The organism is Bradyrhizobium sp. SZCCHNR1051, from assembly GCF_032489615.1.
GTDB lineage: Bacteria > Pseudomonadota > Alphaproteobacteria > Rhizobiales > Xanthobacteraceae > Bradyrhizobium.
Map to the genome: position 1 here is coordinate 280,725 of NZ_JAUEYJ010000004.1, position 18,227 is coordinate 298,951.

17 protein-coding genes are annotated in these 18,227 nt (G+C 65.6%); 9 read left to right on the forward strand and 8 right to left on the reverse strand.

From position 1 onward, the window contains the following. The first annotated feature begins 83 nt into the window (after window positions 1-83). The 5 genes from QW868_RS06700 to QW868_RS06720 all read left to right on the forward strand — a co-directional run bounded on the left by QW868_RS06700 (window position 84) and on the right by QW868_RS06720 (window position 3,658). Window positions 84-500 (forward strand): hypothetical protein, encoded by a 417-nt coding sequence (locus QW868_RS06700; RefSeq protein WP_315736821.1) that lies wholly within the window; start codon window positions 84-86, stop codon window positions 498-500. Continuing rightward, complete coding sequence (locus tag QW868_RS06705; RefSeq protein WP_316230176.1) at window positions 500-1,171, forward strand: OmpA family protein; 672 nt, start codon at window positions 500-502, stop codon at window positions 1,169-1,171. Before QW868_RS06700 ends, QW868_RS06705 begins: the two co-directional genes overlap by 1 nt. Before the next feature lie 244 nt (window positions 1,172-1,415). Further along, complete coding sequence (locus QW868_RS06710) at window positions 1,416-1,967, forward strand: Mpo1-like protein (RefSeq protein ID WP_315778758.1); 552 nt, start codon at window positions 1,416-1,418, stop codon at window positions 1,965-1,967. Beyond that, window positions 1,968-2,993, forward strand: coding sequence for an NAD-dependent epimerase/dehydratase family protein (locus QW868_RS06715; protein WP_315796305.1), 1,026 nt, complete (start codon window positions 1,968-1,970; stop codon window positions 2,991-2,993). Window positions 2,994-3,034: 41 nt separating this feature from the next. Continuing rightward, window positions 3,035-3,658 carry an isoprenylcysteine carboxylmethyltransferase family protein gene (locus QW868_RS06720; RefSeq protein WP_315796304.1) on the forward strand — a complete coding sequence of 208 codons (624 nt, stop codon included), beginning with the start codon at window positions 3,035-3,037 and terminating at the stop codon, window positions 3,656-3,658. 5 nt (window positions 3,659-3,663) lie between these two features. Here the strand turns inward: QW868_RS06720 and QW868_RS06725 are convergent, their stop codons facing one another. Together QW868_RS06725 and QW868_RS06730 are read right to left on the reverse strand one after the other, a co-directional pair. Beyond that, window positions 3,664-4,710, reverse strand: a complete 1,047-nt coding sequence (locus QW868_RS06725; protein ID WP_315736815.1) for an alpha/beta fold hydrolase — start codon at window positions 4,708-4,710, stop codon at window positions 3,664-3,666. Between the two features lie 120 nt (window positions 4,711-4,830). Beyond that, window positions 4,831-5,565 carry a hypothetical protein gene (locus QW868_RS06730; protein WP_316230177.1) on the reverse strand — a complete coding sequence of 245 codons (735 nt, stop codon included), beginning with the start codon at window positions 5,563-5,565 and terminating at the stop codon, window positions 4,831-4,833. Between the two features lie 290 nt (window positions 5,566-5,855). On the opposite strand from QW868_RS06730, the gene QW868_RS06735 reads away from it, so the two are divergent. Next, window positions 5,856-6,776 (forward strand): ABC transporter ATP-binding protein, encoded by a 921-nt coding sequence (locus QW868_RS06735; RefSeq protein WP_315755102.1) that lies wholly within the window; start codon window positions 5,856-5,858, stop codon window positions 6,774-6,776. Continuing rightward, window positions 6,773-7,534, forward strand: a complete 762-nt coding sequence (locus QW868_RS06740; RefSeq protein WP_315736810.1) for an ABC transporter permease — start codon at window positions 6,773-6,775, stop codon at window positions 7,532-7,534. The genes QW868_RS06735 and QW868_RS06740 overlap by 4 nt, the downstream gene beginning before the upstream one ends. 26 nt (window positions 7,535-7,560) lie before the next feature. Here QW868_RS06740 and QW868_RS06745 read toward each other — a convergent pair whose 3' ends face one another. Then, on the reverse strand, window positions 7,561-7,911 hold the full coding sequence (locus QW868_RS06745) for a hypothetical protein (RefSeq protein ID WP_315736808.1): 351 nt from the start codon (window positions 7,909-7,911) through the stop codon (window positions 7,561-7,563). A gap of 318 nt (window positions 7,912-8,229) precedes the next feature. On the opposite strand from QW868_RS06745, the gene QW868_RS06750 reads away from it, so the two are divergent. Then, complete coding sequence (locus tag QW868_RS06750; RefSeq protein ID WP_315755100.1) at window positions 8,230-9,018, forward strand: L,D-transpeptidase; 789 nt, start codon at window positions 8,230-8,232, stop codon at window positions 9,016-9,018. Between the two features lie 53 nt (window positions 9,019-9,071). Here QW868_RS06750 and QW868_RS06755 read toward each other — a convergent pair whose 3' ends face one another. The 4 genes from QW868_RS06755 to QW868_RS06770 all read right to left on the reverse strand — a co-directional run bounded on the left by QW868_RS06755 (window position 9,072) and on the right by QW868_RS06770 (window position 15,356). Then, window positions 9,072-10,097 (reverse strand): ABC transporter permease, encoded by a 1,026-nt coding sequence (locus QW868_RS06755; protein WP_315755099.1) that lies wholly within the window; start codon window positions 10,095-10,097, stop codon window positions 9,072-9,074. Window positions 10,098-10,109: 12 nt separating this feature from the next. Then, on the reverse strand, window positions 10,110-11,612 hold the full coding sequence (locus QW868_RS06760) for a sugar ABC transporter ATP-binding protein (RefSeq protein WP_316230178.1): 1,503 nt from the start codon (window positions 11,610-11,612) through the stop codon (window positions 10,110-10,112). A gap of 13 nt (window positions 11,613-11,625) precedes the next feature. Further along, entirely contained in the window at window positions 11,626-12,579 is a 954-nt protein-coding gene (locus QW868_RS06765) for a sugar-binding protein (RefSeq protein ID WP_316178606.1), read from the reverse strand. A gap of 497 nt (window positions 12,580-13,076) precedes the next feature. Continuing rightward, window positions 13,077-15,356 carry a fused MFS/spermidine synthase gene (locus QW868_RS06770; protein WP_316230179.1) on the reverse strand — a complete coding sequence of 760 codons (2,280 nt, stop codon included), beginning with the start codon at window positions 15,354-15,356 and terminating at the stop codon, window positions 13,077-13,079. Window positions 15,357-15,556: 200 nt separating this feature from the next. Between QW868_RS06770 and QW868_RS06775 the strand changes: the two genes are divergently transcribed. Further along, a complete protein-coding gene (locus tag QW868_RS06775; RefSeq protein WP_316230180.1) occupies window positions 15,557-17,158 on the forward strand; it encodes an NAD(P)/FAD-dependent oxidoreductase in 1,602 nt (533 codons plus the stop codon). A gap of 108 nt (window positions 17,159-17,266) precedes the next feature. Here the strand turns inward: QW868_RS06775 and QW868_RS06780 are convergent, their stop codons facing one another. Then, window positions 17,267-18,154, reverse strand: a complete 888-nt coding sequence (locus tag QW868_RS06780; protein WP_316230181.1) for an IS1 family transposase — start codon at window positions 18,152-18,154, stop codon at window positions 17,267-17,269. Window positions 18,155-18,227: the final 73 nt, after the last annotated feature.

The window sequence follows — 18,227 nt, forward strand, 5'->3', positions numbered from 1 at the left end:
GTTGCCGCGCGTCGCAATCGAGCTTCACACTTCGCCGTTGTTTGGCCTTGACCATGGCAGCGTGCATCGTATGAGATGCAATCATGGTCCGAGGATACATTCTGTTGAGTGTTGCGGTCGCGCTGTGTGTGCCCTCGCTGGCGGCGGCGCAGACGATGAGCTTTGGCGACTCCGCGGGGCTGATCGCGTCCAGTTGCGGCGCTGACATCACCGCCAATTGCCGCGGCGTCAACCTCGACTCCAACCGCCTCAAGGAATGCCTCTCGCGCAACCAGGACGTGGTCTCCGCGCAGTGCAAGGCAACCTATTTCAAGGCGTTCGAGGCGATCCAGAAGCGCATCGCCGCGCGGGTCACGGTCGCCAATGCCTGCCAGCGCGAGATCGTCAAGCTGTGCGGCGGCTCCACGAAGGAGACCAGCAAATCGATCCCGTGCCTGATGACGACCAACGGTGTGAGCGCGCGGTGTCAGCAGGCGATGGGCGAAGCGGGGTATCGCTGATGCGGCGGGCAGCGAGATCACTGCTGTCAGGGCTGATCGCGGCTTCGCTGGCGGCCGCGAGCGCGCCCGTATGGTCGCAGGAGGTGAGTCGCGAGGACATCGTGCGCCAGCTCGGCCGCTTCGAAACCGCGCCCGCGCTGGATCTGCCGGCGCTGAAGCAGCAGACCCAGGAGCGCTCCAGGATGCGCGGGCGCAACGAGCCACCGCCGCAGAAGCGTCCGCCGATCGTGCCGGAGCTGATGAATCTGCCGGCCTTGAACGTCGACATCCAATTCGACGTGGACACGCCGATCGTGCGTCCGGAATCATACCAAGCCGTCGGGCGGATCGCCGATGCGATGGTGTATTCCGACCTCCTGCCCTACACGTTCCTGATCGTCGGCCATGTCGAAGCCAACGGCAAGCGCGAGTCGAATGTCATCCTGAGCCAGCGCCGAGCCGACGCGATCCGCGACATCCTGGCGAACACCTTCAAGATCTCGGTCAAGCGGCTGCAATCGATCGGACTTGGCGAGGAGCAGTTGCTTGACCCGTCCAAGCCGACCGCCGCCGTCAATCAGCAGATCCAGATCATTCCGATCGCAAAAACCGTCGAAGAGGCCGCAGCGCCACCTCCGCCCCCTGCTCCGGCGACGCCCAGCAGGCAGGGCCCCCGCAAGCATCGCAATTGACGCAATTGGGCCCTGCGCGGAGGCCATGAACCCGGAGCGCTGCCGGTGCGACTGTTGTTTCAGCAGGTTGCCGGTGCGCTCTCCGGCCGGCGCGAATGGAACCCGTTTTCAAGTCGGCGCTCTGCCCGGCGATGCGGCCGGGCCGCGATTGCCGGGTTTGTCGATGCAGCCGCTTGATGGTATAGCCCCCTCTTTGCGGCCGTCGATTGAGCGGCGGTCGATCTCATTGACGAGCGAGCCAGCCATGAACGCCATGTTCCGACGCCAGATGGTCGACTACGTCGAATATCATCGGGATCCGCGCAACGGCCTAATGCATGTGTTCGGGATCATCCTGTTGTTCCTGGGCGCCGTGCTGCCCCTGAGCTTGTGGCATTTCGACGCGCTCGGCATCCGGATCGGCCTCGGCGCCGTGCTGGCGCTGCCCGTCCTGCTCTACTGGCTGCTGCTCGATGCCGCACTCGGGGCCGGCATCCTCGCCTTCGCCGTGCTGTTCCTTGCTGCGGCCATGATGATCGCCGATCACGTCCATGGTGTCGCCTTCTGGGCGCTGTTTGCCGCGCTCATCATCTTCGGTTTCGTCTCGCAGGCCGTGGGCCACAAGGTGTTCGAGCGCAACAATCCATCTCTGCTGGATCATCCGGCGCATCTCTTTCTCGGTCCGATGTTCGTGATGGCGAAATTGTACATGGCGTTGGGTCTGCGGCCTTCGGTGGCCGACCTCATCGCGCCGAACTGGTCGCCGGATCGGCTCGCATCGGACCGGCTTCAAGGCGATCAGCACTCGCGTCCCTAAATGAAAGTCCTCGTCACCGGCGGCAGCGGTTTCATCGGCCATCACCTCGTCTCTGCGCTGACGACGCGGGGCGCCGAGGTGCGTGTGCTCGACATTCGCTGCCCCAGCCACATGATCGCTGACGTCGAGTACATCGAAGGCTCGGTGCTCGATGCGGGCCTGGTGAAGCAGGCGGTCGCCGGCGCGGATCAGGTCTATCATCTGGCCGGACTGCCCGGCATGTGGATGCCGGACCGCGAGGACTTCTTTCGCGTCAACTGCGTCGGCACCGAGACAGTGCTGGCGGCGGCGCGTGCCGGCCGGGTGCGCCGGTTCCTGCACTGCTCGACGGAATCGATCCTGTTCGACTATCCGGGCTCGACCGGCGCCGCCTCGGCGCCGACCGCACCTCCGGCCGACGCGATGCCGGGCGCCTATACGCGCTCGAAGGCGCTCGCCGAGGCTCGCGCCATGGCAGCCGCCGCGGACGGCTTCCCCGTCGTCGTGGGCACGCCGACGATGCCGATCGGCCCGCATGACAGCAACCTGACACCACCGTCGCAGATGCTGCGCCTCTTCCTGGACAGCCGGGTCCAGCTCTACCTCGACTTCATCGTCAACCTGGTCGACGTCCGCGACGTCGCGGCGGGCCTGATCCTGGCGATGGAGCGCGGCAGGGTCGGCGGCCGCTACGTGTTCGGCGGCGAGAGCCTGCGCCTCAGCCGCATCCTCGATCTGATGGCGACGATCAGCGGCCGCAAGCATGTCGCGGTCGCCGTGCCCGGCCGGCTGGCCGAGCTGTCGGCGGGCATGCTCGAGTTCGTTTCCGATCACCTCACCAAGCGCTGCCCGTCCGGCACCGCCGAGGGGGTGCGGATCGCCCGCGCGGCCTCGGATCTGTCGATCGACAGGGCCAAGCGCGAGCTCGGCTACGCCCCGCGCCCGATCGAGCCGAGCTTGCGCGAGACGATCGCCTTTCTGCTCGATTCCGAGCCGCGAAGGCGGCTCGACGACAAACAACACCCTTTTCGCACCGCGGCCGAATAGCTAAGAGCAGCCGGTCCCAGGTCTCACAACGGTTCCAAGACATGTCCGGCGATGCCAGCCCCATCTCGTCGTTTGCGTTCAGCGGATGGACCACCACTTGGCCCACCTCGCTGCTCGCCATCATCTGGCTGATCTGGCTCGCGAGCTGGGTCGGCGCCTCGTTCTGGTCGGGGCAGACCCGCAAGCATGTGACGGTGATCAAGACCAGCCGCTATCACGCGCTGATCGTGCTCGGCGGCATCCTGTTCACGCCGTGGACCTCGCGCCTGCTCGGCGAGAAGCCGTTCTGGAATCCCGGCGAGACCGGCGTCTACCTGCTGACCGTCGTGACCCTGGCCGGCATCGCCTTCACCTGGTGGGCGCGCATCCATCTCGGCCGCTTCTGGTCCAACGCGATCACCCACAAGGAAGGCCACAAGGTGATCGATACCGGCCCCTACGGCATGGTCCGTCACCCCATCTATACCGGGCTGATCCTCGGCATGATCGCCACCGGCATCGCGGTGGGCACGGTGACCGCCGTGCTGGGCGCCGTCCTGATCTCGCTCGGGATGGCCTGGAAGGCGAAGATGGAAGAGGTCTTCCTCGGTCAGGAGCTCGGGCCGGATTACGTCACCTACCGGCAGCGCGTGCCGATGATCATTCCGTTCCTGCCGCCGGGCTGAAGCGCTCAGCGCCTGACTTGGGCTTCTGACGGTAGCTGCGGCGGCTGGCTTGCCACCTGCGGCAGCAGATGGCGCGGCAGGATGATGCGCTGGCCGGGGACCAGCGGCTGGGCGGCGAGGCCGCGATTGGACTGCTGCAGAGCCCAGAGCGGAACGCGATAATTGGTGGCGATCTGGTCCAAGGTCTCGCCCGGCCGCACCGCCAGTGCAGTGCCGCTGTCCCACAACTCCACGGAGGCTTTCGGCGGCACCAAGTAGCGCAGCGGCACCGGGTCGGCCTCGGCAGTGGCCGAGGTCTGCGACAATTGGCTGATCATGGTGACCAATTGGGCGTGCACATCCTCCATCTTGTCGATGTTGATGTGCGTGACCTCGTCATGATCCTTCATGTCGAAGCTCGCATAATGACCGCGAAAGCCGGGCTCGGGCTTGACGTCGCCGCCGCCGAGAATGTTGTCGGACAGGAACAGGTTGATGAAGCGCTGCACGTTGGGCGGCACGCTCTTGGTCGCATGCGCCGGATCGACGGTGACGACGAGGGCAACCGGGATGTTCTGCTCCTGCAGCGTGATCGCGATGCGGACGCTGCACAGCCCGCCCATCGAATGGCCGATCAGCACGATCGGGCCCGGCTCCTGGCGGTAGTTCTTGGCCACCTGGAGCGCGATCAGGTCGCACAGCGTGAATTCATAGACACTGGCCCGGTAGCCGGCCTGCTCGATCTTTTCGGCCAGACGGTCCATCCCGGTCGAGAACAGCGGCCCGAGCGCGCCGCGGAACAGGTACACCCGCGGCGGCGGCAGCGGCTGGCTGATCTCGGGCGGCGCGGGGGGTACCGCGCGGATCGCCGCGGGGGTTGCTGCCGGGGATGCCTTGGCTGATCTGGTCGGCGCGGGGGCGGAAGCTGCACCGGGCTGGGCGGCCTGCGAGATGCTCGAGGCGGCAAGTCCGGCGAGGAGAGGTGCGGTAACGAGGATCGCGAGCAATCTCCTGCCGGCAGCCGCCTTGGCTGGGCCGAGCCACCGCCTCGCGATTCGCGCCACGCTGGTCATTCGCGCTCCCGGGAAAGCTCTCAAGCTCAGATCAAGCAGGGTCGTCTCCCCCCCTGCCATACCGCTTGTCGCCGCCGAATGGGAGCATTTTGGGGCGCGCGCCGGTGGCGCGGCCGCCTATTACCGGTAACCGGTGACGTTGGCAGCCCGCTGCGGGGCGGCCATGCGGGTCGGCGGCGCCGCCGCCGGGCGGCCCCGACCGCCGAACACCACCCCGTCGATGGCACCGATCACCTTCTGCTGCATAATCTGGTTCTTTTCGATCGTGACGTGGCCGACACCCGGAACCGACTGAACGTCGACATTCTCGAGCTTGCCGCGGAAGCCGTCGTCGCGGCGGACCGGCTCACCGGCGCCGCTGGCGATGTAGAAATTGATGTAGCGCTCGGCGTTGCCGCCGACGAGCTTGGTCTTGAACACCGAGTCGAGCCCGATCGCGAGCTTCACGGGCACGCCGAGCTGGCCGAGCTTGTTGATCATGTCAGGCAGCGCCGTCGCGCCCGAGGAATGGCCCACCAGGATGATGGTCTTGATCCGGCCGGCGCGATAGGCGGCCGCCGCCTCGTCGGCGAGCGACGACCACGACACGAAATTGGCGACCGTGTTCGGAATGCCCTGCGAATCCAGCTTGGCGGCGATGTCGTCGAGCCCGAGCGAGAAGATGTTGAGCACGCCGCGCAGCAGATAGACATGCGTGGTGCTGGCGGCACTCGCGGCCGCCGGGCTCGGCGCCGCCCGCACCGATCCGGTACCGAGCGGCAGAGCCAGCGCAACGGCCAGCGCCGCCATGCCAAAGCAGCGCGCCGAGAGGCTGCGCTTGCAGGTGGGTCGAACGGTGCTGGCGCGTGGCGTCATCGGTCCTTCTCCGCAGCGGAAATGTCGAGACGGCGCGACCGTACCCAAGATGCTCGCGGACGCAACATCGTCGGACATTGCGGGGCGCGTTCCTCCCCCAGACGTGGCTGCGCAGCAACACTCACCGGCGTCGGCCACGGAAAAGCCCAACAAGCGACACGATCGAGAGCGGCGCGCGCGATTGCGGTAGCGCACCGCCGTTCCTATCTGAGCGCTTCGCCCGCGCCTGCGCCCCCTCCTTCGCGCAGCTCCCTGCCCTTTTCGAATCCCTCGGATCGAATTCCCTCGTGATGCCTCCCGTCATTTCCGTTACCGGCCTGTCGAAGACCTATTCCTCGGGCTTCACCTCACTCAACAATGTCGATCTCGCGATCGAGCGGGGCGAGATCTTCGCGCTGCTCGGGCCCAACGGCGCCGGCAAGACGACGCTGATCAGCATCATCTGCGGCATCGTCAATGCGTCTACGGGCAAGGTCGCGGTCGGCGGCCACGATATCAACCGCGACTATCGCGCCGCGCGGGCGCTGATCGGGCTGGTGCCGCAGGAGCTGCACACTGATTCGTTCGAGACCGTATGGGCCACGGTCAGCTTCAGCCGGGGACTGTTCGGCAAGCCCAACAACCCCGCCCTGATCGAGAAGATCCTCAAGGACCTGTCGCTCTGGGACAAGAAGGACGCCAAGATCATCACGCTGTCCGGCGGCATGAAGCGCCGCGTGATGATTGCGAAAGCGCTATCGCATGAGCCGCAGGTGCTGTTCCTGGACGAGCCGACCGCCGGCGTCGACGTCGAGCTGCGCAAGGGCATGTGGGACGTCGTGCGCGAGCTCAAGGCCGCCGGCGTCACCATCATTCTCACCACGCACTACATCGAGGAAGCCGAGGAAATGGCCGATCGCGTCGGCGTCATCAACAAGGGCGAGATCGTCCTGGTCGAGGACAAGGCCAAGCTGATGGCAAAGCTCGGCCGGAAGCGGCTGAGCCTGCATCTGCAGCACCGGATCGAAGCCGTCCCCGAGGCGCTCGCGCCCTATGATCTCGCGCTGTCGGACGACGGCTGGCGGCTCGCCTATGACTACGATACCAAGGGCGAGCGCACCGGCATCACCAGCCTGCTCGGCGATCTCAGGACCGCTGGCATCCGCTTCGTCGATCTCGAGACCAAGCAATCATCCCTGGAAGACATCTTCGTGAGCCTGGTGCGGCAATGAATTTTCGCGCGGTCGCCGCAATCTACAAGTTCGAAATGGCACGCACCTGGCGCACGCTGCTGCAGAGCATCGTGTCGCCCGTCGTGTCGACCTCGCTCTACTTCGTCGTGTTCGGCGCCGCGATCGGCTCGCGCATCAGCCAGGTCGAGGGCGTCAGCTACGGCACCTTCATCGTGCCCGGCCTCGTGATGCTGTCGGTGCTGACCCAGAGCATCTCCAACGCCTCGTTCGGAATCTACTTCCCGAAATTCATCGGCACGATCTACGAGATCCTTTCGGCGCCAATCTCGCATTTCGAGATCGTGCTCGGCTATGTCGGCGCGGCCGCGACGAAATCCATCATTCTCGGGCTGATCATCCTCGCCACCGCCGGCCTGTTCGTGCCGCTGCACATCCAGCACCCGGTGTGGATGCTGGCGTTCCTGGTGCTGACGGCCGTGACCTTCAGCCTGTTCGGGTTCATCATCGGCATCTGGGCCGACGGCTTCGAGAAGCTGCAGATGGTCCCGATGCTGGTGGTGACGCCGCTGACCTTCCTCGGCGGCAGCTTCTACTCGGTGAACATGCTGCCGCCGACATGGCATTCGATCGCGCTGCTCAACCCGGTGGTCTACCTGATCTCTGGCTTTCGCTGGAGCTTCTACGAGATCGCCGACGTCAGGGTGGAAATCAGCGTCGGCGTGACGCTGCTGTTCCTGGCGATCTGCATGGCGATCATCTGGTGGATCTTCAAGACCGGATACCGGCTCAAGCATTGAGCCGGCATCGGGGGCGGCGTTCCAGCTCAGCGGTAGCAGTGGAAGCGGCCGTAGCCATCGCGGTATCCCCGGCAGTGATAGTGCCGGTGGTAATAGGAGCGGTGTGGAATGCCGAGCACGCCCTCGACGGCGCCCACGGCTCCGCCGACACCCGCACCGACCGCGCCTCCGACGACGCCGCCGACCGGGCCGGCGATGCGGTTGCCTTCGTGGGCCCCTTCATGGGCGCCACGGATGATGCCCTGGGCATGGGCGAATTGCGGCAGCGCCAGCCAGGCCAGCGCCAGGATGACCAGTGCGAGCGCGGCGAGCAGATAGGTCAGCTTCTGCGGCGCGCGATCGTCGAGCACCGCCGTCTTGGCCTTCATCGTCAGCATTTTGAATCCTGGAAACCGCATGGAGGAATCCTTGAAACGCGGATGCGGCCAAAAAGTTGCGCGGTCGTGACGAATTGGACCGATTAGAGAGGTCCTAAGCGCCGGAATGAAAGGCCATCCGCGGGTCGCGAAAATGTCAGCGCCGATGAACGCGGGGAGCCTTTGTCCGGTCCCTGCCCGCCATTAAGGTTGAGGGGCCCTCGGCTGGAACAAAGCCCGCAATTCCGACATAGTGCAGGCCGAGGCGATGACCTGGGCGTTGTCGAAGTCCCGTTTGAGGTCTCTCCACAGTCGAGGGCCCTGGAGGCCAGAGGTTAGATGCGTACCATCCTTTTTGCAGTTGCCGGCTTCGCCTTTCTGTCGGCCACGCCAGCTCTGGCCAAGATCGACATCACCGTCGACAAGAACAACCAGATCATGACGGTCGCCGTCGATGGCGTCGAGCGCTACCGGTGGCCGGTCTCGACCGGCATTCCCTCGCGCGAAACGCCCAATGGCTCGTTCCGCGCCTTCCGCATGGAAGCGGATCATTTTTCCAAGGAGTTCGACGACGCGCCGATGCCGCACTCAATCTTCTTCACCAAGGTCGGCCACGCCATTCACGGCACCGATTCGGAGGGCCGGCTCGGCACCCCCGCGTCTCACGGCTGCGTCCGGCTGTCGAAGGCGAATGCCACGACGCTCTACGACCTGGTGCAAAAGGACGGCGTGCTCAACACCACGGTGACCCTGACCGGCTCGGCCGAGGTGGCGCTGGCGCGCAATCCACGCCGCGGCACCGCTGTTGCCCGCCGCGACGTGCCGCAGCAGTATGACGACAGTGGCGAGCCGGTCGTGCTGACGCCGCAGCCACAGATGCTGCCGGGACGCCAGGTCGTTCCGCAGCAGCGGCCCGATGACGGCTACATCTATCCCGCCGACGGCAGCGACAACGGCGTGCGCTATCCGGCGCCGCGCGGCACGGCACGGCGCGTCTACGACGCTCAGGCCTATCCGCAGCAGCAGCAGTACGATTACCAAAACGGCAATCCGAGCTATGCGCAGCCGCGCTATTACCAGCCGCGCTCTTATTATCAGCCGCGCGGCTACTACACCTATCAGGACTGATCGCGCATTGATCCTCGCGGCCGGGCGCTGTTACGCAGCGCATCGGCGCCTCCTCACTCGGCGTTGACCCGCTCGAGCGAGGCGGACGCGCGATCGGCGCTGGCCTGCCCGCGGGCCGTCGGCATGCGCGTGCGCCGCTGCACGAAATACTGATCGGCCAGCACGCCGATCAGGATCACCGTGCCCATCACGGCGAAATTGAGCGAGCTCGGGATGCCCAGCAGATTGACCAGGTTCTGCAGCATCTGCAGCAGGATCGTGCCGAGCACGACGCCGATGACCGAGCCCTCGCCGCCGCGCAGCGAACAGCCCCCGAGCACCGCCGCGGCGATCGCATAGAGCTCGTAGAACGAGCCGTGCACCGCCGGCGAGATCGAGCGGGTGTACATCGCGAGCAGGACCGCGGCCAGCGCTGTCAGCCCGCCGCAGATCACATAGGCCGCGATCGTGACCCGATCGGACCGGATGCCGGAGTAGCGCGCCGCCTCCTCGTTCTTGCCGACCGCGTAGAAATAACGGCCGTACACCGAGCGGTGCAGCACCAACCAGGCGATGCCGGCCACGATGACGAGCGCCACGACGCTATGCGGCAGCGGAAAGCCGAGGACATCGGTGCGGCCGGCGGCCAGCCATTCCAGCGCCGGGAAGCTTGCGCCATAGCCGAAGCCGGCGGTGGCATCCTCGGTGTAGTAGCGCGCCGCGCCGCGATAGATCAGCAGCCCGCACAAGGTCACCACGAAGGGCTGGATGCGCATCTTGGTGACCAGCGTGCCATGGACCAAGCCGATGGCGATGCCGCCGGCGAGGATGAGGAACAAGGCAGCGATCCAGTCGACGTCCCGGTTGACGATGAGGTCGATGAACAGCACGCCAAGCAACGCGATCACCGAGCCGACGGCGAGCTCGATGCCGCCGACGATGATGACGAAGGCCTCCGCGATCGAGAAAATCCCGAACATGCCGACCTGGTTGGCGGTATTGGAGAGGTTGCCGACCAGCAGGAAGCGCGGGTTGATGAAGGCCACGACGGCGCCGACCACCAGGATCAGGATCAGCAGGCTGAGATCTTTCTTCTGCACGGGCGCCCTCGCTCAGACGGTATGGCCGACGGCGAGCTGAAGCACGTTGTGCTCGCTGAACTCGTTGCGGGCCAGGAAGCCCGAAATCATGCCTTCATGCATCACTGCGATCCGGTCGCTCACCCCGATCACCTCCTCCATGTCACTCGAGATCATCAGGATCGCGACGCCGGAATCCGCCAGACGCCGCAGCATGTCGTAGATCTCCTGTTTGGCGCCGACATCGATGCCCCGGGTCGGCTCGTCGAAGATCAGGACCTTTGGCCGCATCGACAGCCATTTGGCGAGCACGACCTTCTGCTGGTTGCCGCCGGACAAGGTGCCGACCGAGACCTTGACGTCGGACGCCCGGATCTTGAGCCGTTCGCGCTGCCGATCGGCATTCTCGGTCTCACGCCTGATGTCGACAAGTCCAAAGCTGAGATAGGAGGCGAGATCCGGCAGCGAGATGTTCTCGGCGATCGACAGGTCGAGCAGCAGGCCGCAAGCCTTGCGGTCTTCCGGAATGAGATAGATGCCGCGATCGATCGCCGCGCGCGGCGTCGAGATGCGGATCGGCTCGCCCTCCAGGCTGATGCCCCCGGCCAGCAGCGGCTCGACGCCGAAGATGCCGCGCGCGAGCTCGGTGCGGCCGGAGCCGACGAGACCTGCAAGCCCGAGGATCTCGCCGCGCCGGAGCTGCAGGCTGACGGCCTGGTTGGGATAGGTCGCGGTCACGGCCTCCACCACGTCGAGCACGGCTTCGCCGGGCGGCGCGGCCGGCGGCACGTAGAGCGACCGCAGGTCCCGGCCGATCATCAGCCTGATCATCGCGGCAGGACTGAGCTCGTCTTGCGCAAGCGCGCCGACCATGCGGCCGTCGCGCAGCACAATGGCGCGATCGGCGCATTGCATGACTTCGTTCAGGCGATGCGTGATGAAGATGACGCTGACCCCGTCCGCCTTCAGGCCGGCGATGACCTGCATCAGCCGCTCGGTTTCCGACAGCGTCAGGCTGGAGGTCGGCTCGTCCATGATGACGCAGCGCGCGTCGAGCGACAAAGCCTTGATGATCTCGACCAGCTGGCGCTGCGCCAAGGACAGCTCGGCGAGCGGCGTATCCGGCTCGAAATCAGCGGCGAGGCGCGCGATCAGCGGACGCACCTTGGCCCGCAGCGTCTTGCGGTCGATCAGCCGCAGCGGGCCGCCATAGACCGGCTCGCGGCCGATGAAGACGTTGCCTGCGACATCGAGATTGTCGAACAGGTTCAGCTCCTGGTGGACGAAGGCGATGCCGGACGCGATCGCGTCCGCCACCGTGTAGCTGGTCCGCGCCACGCCATCGATCCGGATCGTGCCGCTGCTCGGCTCCACCACGCCGCCGAGCACGCGCATCAAGGTCGACTTGCCGGCGCCGTTCTCGCCGACCAGGGCGATCACCTCGCCGGGCGCGACCGACAGGCTGGCGTGGTCGAGCGCGACCACGCCAGGATAGGTCTTGCCGATGTCGATCAGCTCAAGGAAGGGCTCGCGCACGCCGGCCGTCGCGTCACTTCTTCAGCATCTGCTTCATCTGCGCCATGAAATCGTCGACGTTCGACTTCTCGATCACCTTGCCGGGTACGATGATGATGCCGTTGGCCGGAACGCCGGACTTGTCGCCCTGCACGACCTTCGCCATCAGCTTCATGCCCTGATAGCCCCACTCGAACGGCTGCTGCACCACCGTGCCCTCGATCGCGCCGTCCTTCACGCCGCCAAGCGTGATCGGATCCTCGTCGAAGCCGATGACCTTGATCTTGCCGAGCTTGCCGGCCTCCTTCAGCACCTCGTAGATGCGCGGCGTGTTGTAGGAATAGAAGCCGACCAGGCAGCTGACGTCCGGCATCGCCGCCAGGATGTCCTCGACATTGCGCTTGGCCCGGGTCTGGTCGATCTCGTCGCCGCGCACGTCCACCAGCTCGACCTTCGATCCCTTGATGGTCGCCTTCACGCCTTCGATGCGCTCGCGGGCGTTGTCAGCCCCGAGCAGGCCGACGAAACCGACGCACTTGCCGCCATTCGGCAGCGCCTTCAGCATCAGCTTGCCGGCATCCTTGCCGAGCTCGGTATTGGAGGAGCCGATATAGGCGATGCGCTTCGATTGCGGAGCGTCGCTGTCGGTGGTGAAGAGCACCGTCTGTGCGGCAATCTTGTTGAGGTGCTCAGTCTGGTTCTTCGGATCGACGGCGCTCACCATGATTCCGGCAGCCCCGGCCGCGACGAGGTCATCCAGCATCCGCTGCTGCACGGCGGCTGCCGCCTGCTCGGGATATTTGAGCTGCAGGTTGTAGTTGGGCAGCTCGCCTTGCGCCTTCTTGACGCCAGCTTCGGCGATCTTCCAGAAGTCGGACGCGCCGTTGACGACGAAGGCGAGGACCTTCTTGTCCGCGGCTCCCGCGGAGCCGAGACCGAGCGCCATCGACAACAAGGCAGACGCACCGGCAATCCAAAGACGCTTCATTGAACCCCTCCCATGTGAAGCCGGCCTGCTTTGATGCGGCCGGCATTTTGTAGTCGAACGATATCTAGTCGCGAACTCGTCCGAACCGCTGGCTCCGCCCGGACGAACAGCACCTCGATCTGGACAGCGTCCGCGCGATCGTTCGCTCAGGGCGAGACGACCAGACCGGTCCCTCACCGCTCAGTTTGCGATCCAGCTCGACTGCGCGTGCGTGCCCCAACCCACCCATTCGAAGACGCGCAAAGTACCGACTTCAAATGAGGGGCGCACCTCAAGGTAGCATGGTCATGACGGGCACGCAACAGAGGCCCACGCAGAAAGCGCGTAACCACTGCGTTTTGCGATGCGGTACAGCAAAGTCGGCGATCAGACGCTCGAGAAATCGATGCGGCAATGCAACCGAGGCCCGCCACTGACGAGGCGCGCACCTCTTTGGGCGCAGACGCCATCATCGCGGCGATCCGGGCCCGGCGACGTCGAACGGCGGCAGTGCCCTGTTACTCGCCGTCGCGCAGCCGCCGATACACGGCGCCGAGAATGTTCGAATAATCGTCGGTCCAGACCCGCTCGCCGTCGGTCGGCTCGGTTTCGGTCCACTTGTCCGAGGAGGCCAGCTTGCCGACGTCGGCGTCCTCGCGCGCGCTGATGACGACGTCGGTGGAGAAGATGTACTCGTCGTCGCGGCCGGAGTCCTCGTTGTAGACCCAGCTCTTCAGGTCGTTGGCGTCGGCGATGCCGACGACGACGCTCTCCAACTCCAGATGCCGATTGGAGACGTGCATCACGACGGCGCCCTGCGGCGCCAGCTTCGCCTTGTAGATCGCCATCGCCTCCTCCGTCGCCAGATGGATCGGAATCGCATCCGAGGAATAGGCATCGACGATGATGAGATCGTAGGCGCCGTCCGGCTCCTTGGCGAAGGTCAGCCTGGCATCGCCGATGACAGGCTTGAAGTCCGGCGCGCAGTTCCTGATGTAGCTGAAATATTTCGGGTCGCTGGCGGTATCGACCATGGTCTGGTCGATCTCGAAGAAATTCCAGCTCTCGCCGGGCTCGGCTGCGCAAGTGAGCGTGCCGGCGCCAACGCCGATCACGGCGACCTTGAGCGGCGCGCCCTTGCGCTCGCGGATCGCGGTGATGGCGCGGCCGATGCCGCCGTCCTTGTGATAGTAGGTGATCGGCTCGGGCCGCCCCGTCACCTTGGAGCCGTCGGCGTTGAGATATTTCTGCGCGCCGTGGATGGTCGTGCCATGCATCAGCACGTGATAGTGCCCGTCGGAGGTCACCACGATCTTGTGCACGCCGAAGAAGCTGCGCACCGTCTCGACGCGGCCGTCATCGGCCGGATAGGCGCGGATCAGGACGAGCGCGAGCGCGGCCGTCGCGAACACCTTCCAGCGGCCACCGTTCAGCAGCAGAGCGAGCAGCACGGCGAGCACGCCCACGGCGCCCGCGACATAGACGCGGTGGTCCTCGAGATAGGTCGTGAGCTTGCCGGTCATTCCGGCGGGCACCAGCAGCGCGAGGGCAATGACCGCGAGCAGGAGCCAGTACCAGCGCGTGATCCGTGGCAAGCGCTCATTGGCCGCCGGCCGGCACAGCGCCGCGAGCGCCAGCAGGATCGGATATTCGGCAACCCATGAGAAGGTGAAGGGGGCGATCAGGCCGGCGAACAGGCCGCCGACCATGCCGCCGAACGACAGCGCGACATAGAAGCCGGTGAGATACTTGGCCGGCGGGCGCGTGCGCGCGAGCTCGCCATGGCAGGCCATGGCGATGATGAAGAAGCAGAGCTGATGGCCGCCGAGCGTGAGCGCGAGATTCTGCTCGCCGCCAAAAGCGAGCAGGACGACGACGCCGGCGATCGCAAGCGGCTGCAGCGCCAGCATCCATTTGTGCGGCAGCAGCGGCCGCGACTGGAACACCAGCACCCAGGTCAACAGATAGAGCGACAGCGGCAGCACCCATAGCAAGGGCGCGGCCGCGACGTCGGTGGAGATATGCGCCGTCACCGCAATCAGCAGGCCGGAGGGCACCGCGGCCAGGAAGATCCAGCGCAGACGCAGCAGCCAGCGTGGCGCCGGGGCATTGCTGTCCCCGGTGTGCAGCAGGCTCGTGACGATCACCGGCGACCGCAGCAGCAGGACGCCGCAGCCGGCGATCAGCGCGATCAGGAGGCCATAGCCGCCGGTCCAGATCAGGTTCTGCACGCGCAGGCTGAAGATCGGCTCGATCAGCAGAGGATAGGACAACAGCGCCAGGAAGCTGCCGATGTTCGACGATGCATAGAGGAAATACGGGTCGGGCGCGGCCGGATGACCTGAGCGCACGAACCACGCCTGCAGCAGCGGATTGTTGGCAGCGAGCGCGAAGAACGGCAGGCCGATCGACACGGTGAACAGGCCGAGCAGCCAAAGCCCGTAACCGGAGCTGGGCGGGTCGCCCCAGCTGCTCGCGATCGACAGCGGCAACGTCAGGATGGCGAAACCGAGCAGCAGCAGATGAATCGCGATCGGGAGCACCCGGCTGGGCAGCTGGGTGAGAAAATGCGCATAGGCATAACCCGCGAGCAGCAAGGTCTGGAAGAACACCATTGCCACCGACCACACCGCCGGCGAGCCGCCGAGCCGCGGCAGCACCATCTTGGTGAACAGTGGCTGCACCGAGAACAGCAGCAGCGCGCTGACGAAAATTGCGGCGGTATAGACGACGAGCACCAGCCGGTTGCGTGCGGCAGAGGGCTGAGCGACGGCGGCGGGCGAGGCGATTGAGGTCATGACAACTCCGGCAGCGGCGCGGCCGGCATCAGATGCCAAGACCGGACCGCGATGAGCAGACGAGACATAGCGGATCGCAGGGCGGTATGGCGAGGAGCTGAGGCAAAATGGAGTTCCCCTTGACGTCGCAGCCGTCCGGCGCGACAGCACCAGCCGAGGTTCCCGGTGCGGGTCATTGAACAGGGCTTTTTGAAGCTGACATGAATGAAACCGAGGTCATCATCATCGGTGCCGGCCATAATGGCCTGACCTGTGCGGCCTACCTCGCGATGGCGGGCCTGCGCGTGCATGTGGTCGAGCGCCGCAAGGTGGTCGGCGGCGCCGCGGTCACCGAGGAGTTTCATCCGGGCTTCCGCAACTCCGTCGCGTCCTACACCGTGAGCCTGCTCAATTCGCGCGTCATCTCCGACCTGAAGCTGCACGAGCACGGGCTGGAGATCGTCGAGCGCCGGGCGCAGAACTTCCTGCCCTCGCCCGACGGCCGCTATCTGCTGACGGGCGAGGGTCGCACGCTGGCTTCGGTTGCGCGGCTGAGCCAGCGCGACGCCGACGCGATCGGCCCGTTCTCGGCACGGCTCGAGGCCATCGCGGACGTGCTGCGCAGCCTCGTGCTGCGGGCGCCACCGAACCTGGTCGCCCAGTTCGGGCTGTCGGCGATCCGCGAGGCCTTCAACGCGCTCGGCACCGCCAACACCCTGCGCGCACTGTCGCTGGAGCAGCAGCGCGATCTGCTCGACCTGTTCACGCGCTCCGCCGGCGAGATGCTCGACGAGATCTTCGAAACCGACCTGGTGAAGGCGCTGTTCGGCTTCGATGCCATCGTCGGCAACTATGCCAGCCCCTACGCCGCCGGCTCGGCCTATGTGATGTTGCATCACGCCTTCGGCGAGGTGAACGGCAAGAAGGGGGTCTGGGGCCATGCGATCGGCGGGATGGGCGCGATCACGCAGGCGATGGCCGGGCGCCTGAAAGAGCTGGGAACGCTGGTCGAGGTCGAGGCCGGCGTGCGCGAGGTGATCGTCGAGCGCGACCGCGCGGTCGGCGTCGTGCTCGAGGATGGCCGCACCATCCGCGCCCGCCATGTCGTCGCCAACGTGAACCCGAAGCTGCTCTATACGCGCCTGGTGCCGGCCGGCGCCGTGCCCGCGCCGTTCCTGAGCCGCATCAGGAACTGGCGGTGCGGTTCGGGCACGTTCCGCATGAACGTGGCGCTCGACCGGCTGCCCTCGTTCAGCGCGCTGCCGGGCGACGGCGACCATCTGTCCGCCGGGATCATCCTCGGCCCGAGCCTCGGCTACATGGACCAGGCCTATCTCGACGCGCGGGCGCATGGCTGGAGCCGCGATCCCGTGGTCGAGCTGCTGATTCCCTCCACCCTCGACCCGACGCTGGCGCCCGCAGGGCAGCACGTCGCCAGCCTGTTCTGCCAGCATGTCGCGCCCGAGCTGCCGGACGGCCGTTCCTGGGACAATCATCGCGACGAGGTCGCCGACCTCATGATCGCGACCGTGGACCGTTATGCACCGGGCTTTGCGGCCAGCGTGCTCGGCCGGCAGGTGCTGTCGCCGCTCGACCTCGAACGCGAGTTCGGGCTGATCGGGGGCGACATCTTCCACGGCGCGCTGACCCTGAACCAGTTGTTCTCGGCCCGCCCCATGCTCGGTCACGCCGATTATCGCTCGCCGCTGAAAGGGCTCTACCATTGCGGCTCGGGCAGCCACCCCGGCGGCGGCGTCACCGGCGCCCCCGGCCACAATGCGGCCCAGGCGATCCTGGCGGACCATCGCGCTTTGTTCGGCTGAGGATAAGGGGTGGAAAGGCGCGGCACACCCGTGTGGACAAGCGGTGGATCAACCGCCAAAGAAGCAGTGCACGGCCGTGTGGATATGCTGTGGACCCGGGGTAGTGTCTCAGTTTGAAATTTCTTCGGTTTCGCGCTTCTTGTAGGGACCGCGAACGGCCGGGACCGGGTTGGCCGCGTCGACCAGCGCAACCACGTCCGTCATCTTCATGACGCGGTCGATCAGGCCAGCGGCCATTGCCGGAGTAGCGCCAAGCGTCTTGTGGACGCGGCAGAAATTGTAGAACACGAAGTACAGCGCCAGCGCATGGCAGTGGTTTTCGAACTTCTTGCTGAACGCATTGGTGAGGCGGGTAAACCGGCGCATCGACATGCGCATGGTCAGGTTCTGGCGCTCGGCAAACGACGTGTTGATAAGGTCCGGGTCCGGCTCGCCCATGATCGCCTGCTTGACGGCGCCGATGCAATTTGGCGGGCTATAGCGGCCAGCGCCAGCGTAGTCCGTAGCGAAAATCTTGTTCAACATCGCATAGTCGGCATCAAAATCGACGGCTGCCACGGCCTTCAAATAGGCCTTGTGGCCGTCCGTAGTGAGCTGGACGCGGTTGGCAAGTCTGGCCTTCAAGTCCCCCATGAAGGCGATGCCAGTGTGCTGGCTGCGGTCACCAACGTGCCACGACACGATCAGCTTGGAGTCGGCATCGATGGCCGTCCACGTCCAGACGTCGCCAGCCTCCTCAGGGGCGGCCTTGGCGAACTTGACGTTCTTCTGCTTGGCATAGGCAAACGACCAAATCTCGTCGCACTGGACGGCCTTGGCCGCCACGCCGCGCACCGTCTTGTCGTGGAAGGCGGCGCAAGCCAGCCCGGCGTCGATCAGCAGCTTGGAAACCGTGTTGATCGACACGCCAGTCGCCCACGAAACCGAACGCATGGACGAACCTTCGCAGAGCACCTGGAGGATTTGAACGCGGGTCTGGACGGGCAGCTTGTTCATGCCTCGATTATCTGAACTTTTATGCTTAGCGTCAAGAATATTTTTCAGGATAAAGTACCTGTTTTTATAGGCT

Coding starts and splice junctions, on each gene's coding strand:
- QW868_RS06700 (WP_315736821.1), top strand. CDS start 84: ATGGTCCGAGGATACATTCTGTTGAGTGTTGCGGTCGCGCTGTGTGTG.
- QW868_RS06735 (WP_315755102.1), top strand. CDS start 5,856: ATGCCTCCCGTCATTTCCGTTACCGGCCTGTCGAAGACCTATTCCTCG.
- QW868_RS06770 (WP_316230179.1), bottom strand. CDS start 15,356: ATGACCTCAATCGCCTCGCCCGCCGCCGTCGCTCAGCCCTCTGCCGCA.
- QW868_RS06705 (WP_316230176.1), top strand. CDS start 500: ATGCGGCGGGCAGCGAGATCACTGCTGTCAGGGCTGATCGCGGCTTCG.
- QW868_RS06725 (WP_315736815.1), bottom strand. CDS start 4,710: ATGACCAGCGTGGCGCGAATCGCGAGGCGGTGGCTCGGCCCAGCCAAG.
- QW868_RS06730 (WP_316230177.1), bottom strand. CDS start 5,565: ATGACGCCACGCGCCAGCACCGTTCGACCCACCTGCAAGCGCAGCCTC.
- QW868_RS06715 (WP_315796305.1), top strand. CDS start 1,968: ATGAAAGTCCTCGTCACCGGCGGCAGCGGTTTCATCGGCCATCACCTC.
- QW868_RS06750 (WP_315755100.1), top strand. CDS start 8,230: ATGCGTACCATCCTTTTTGCAGTTGCCGGCTTCGCCTTTCTGTCGGCC.
- QW868_RS06775 (WP_316230180.1), top strand. CDS start 15,557: ATGAATGAAACCGAGGTCATCATCATCGGTGCCGGCCATAATGGCCTG.
- QW868_RS06765 (WP_316178606.1), bottom strand. CDS start 12,579: ATGAAGCGTCTTTGGATTGCCGGTGCGTCTGCCTTGTTGTCGATGGCG.
- QW868_RS06745 (WP_315736808.1), bottom strand. CDS start 7,911: ATGCTGACGATGAAGGCCAAGACGGCGGTGCTCGACGATCGCGCGCCG.
- QW868_RS06720 (WP_315796304.1), top strand. CDS start 3,035: ATGTCCGGCGATGCCAGCCCCATCTCGTCGTTTGCGTTCAGCGGATGG.
- QW868_RS06740 (WP_315736810.1), top strand. CDS start 6,773: ATGAATTTTCGCGCGGTCGCCGCAATCTACAAGTTCGAAATGGCACGC.
- QW868_RS06710 (WP_315778758.1), top strand. CDS start 1,416: ATGAACGCCATGTTCCGACGCCAGATGGTCGACTACGTCGAATATCAT.
- QW868_RS06780 (WP_316230181.1), bottom strand. CDS start 18,154: ATGAACAAGCTGCCCGTCCAGACCCGCGTTCAAATCCTCCAGGTGCTC.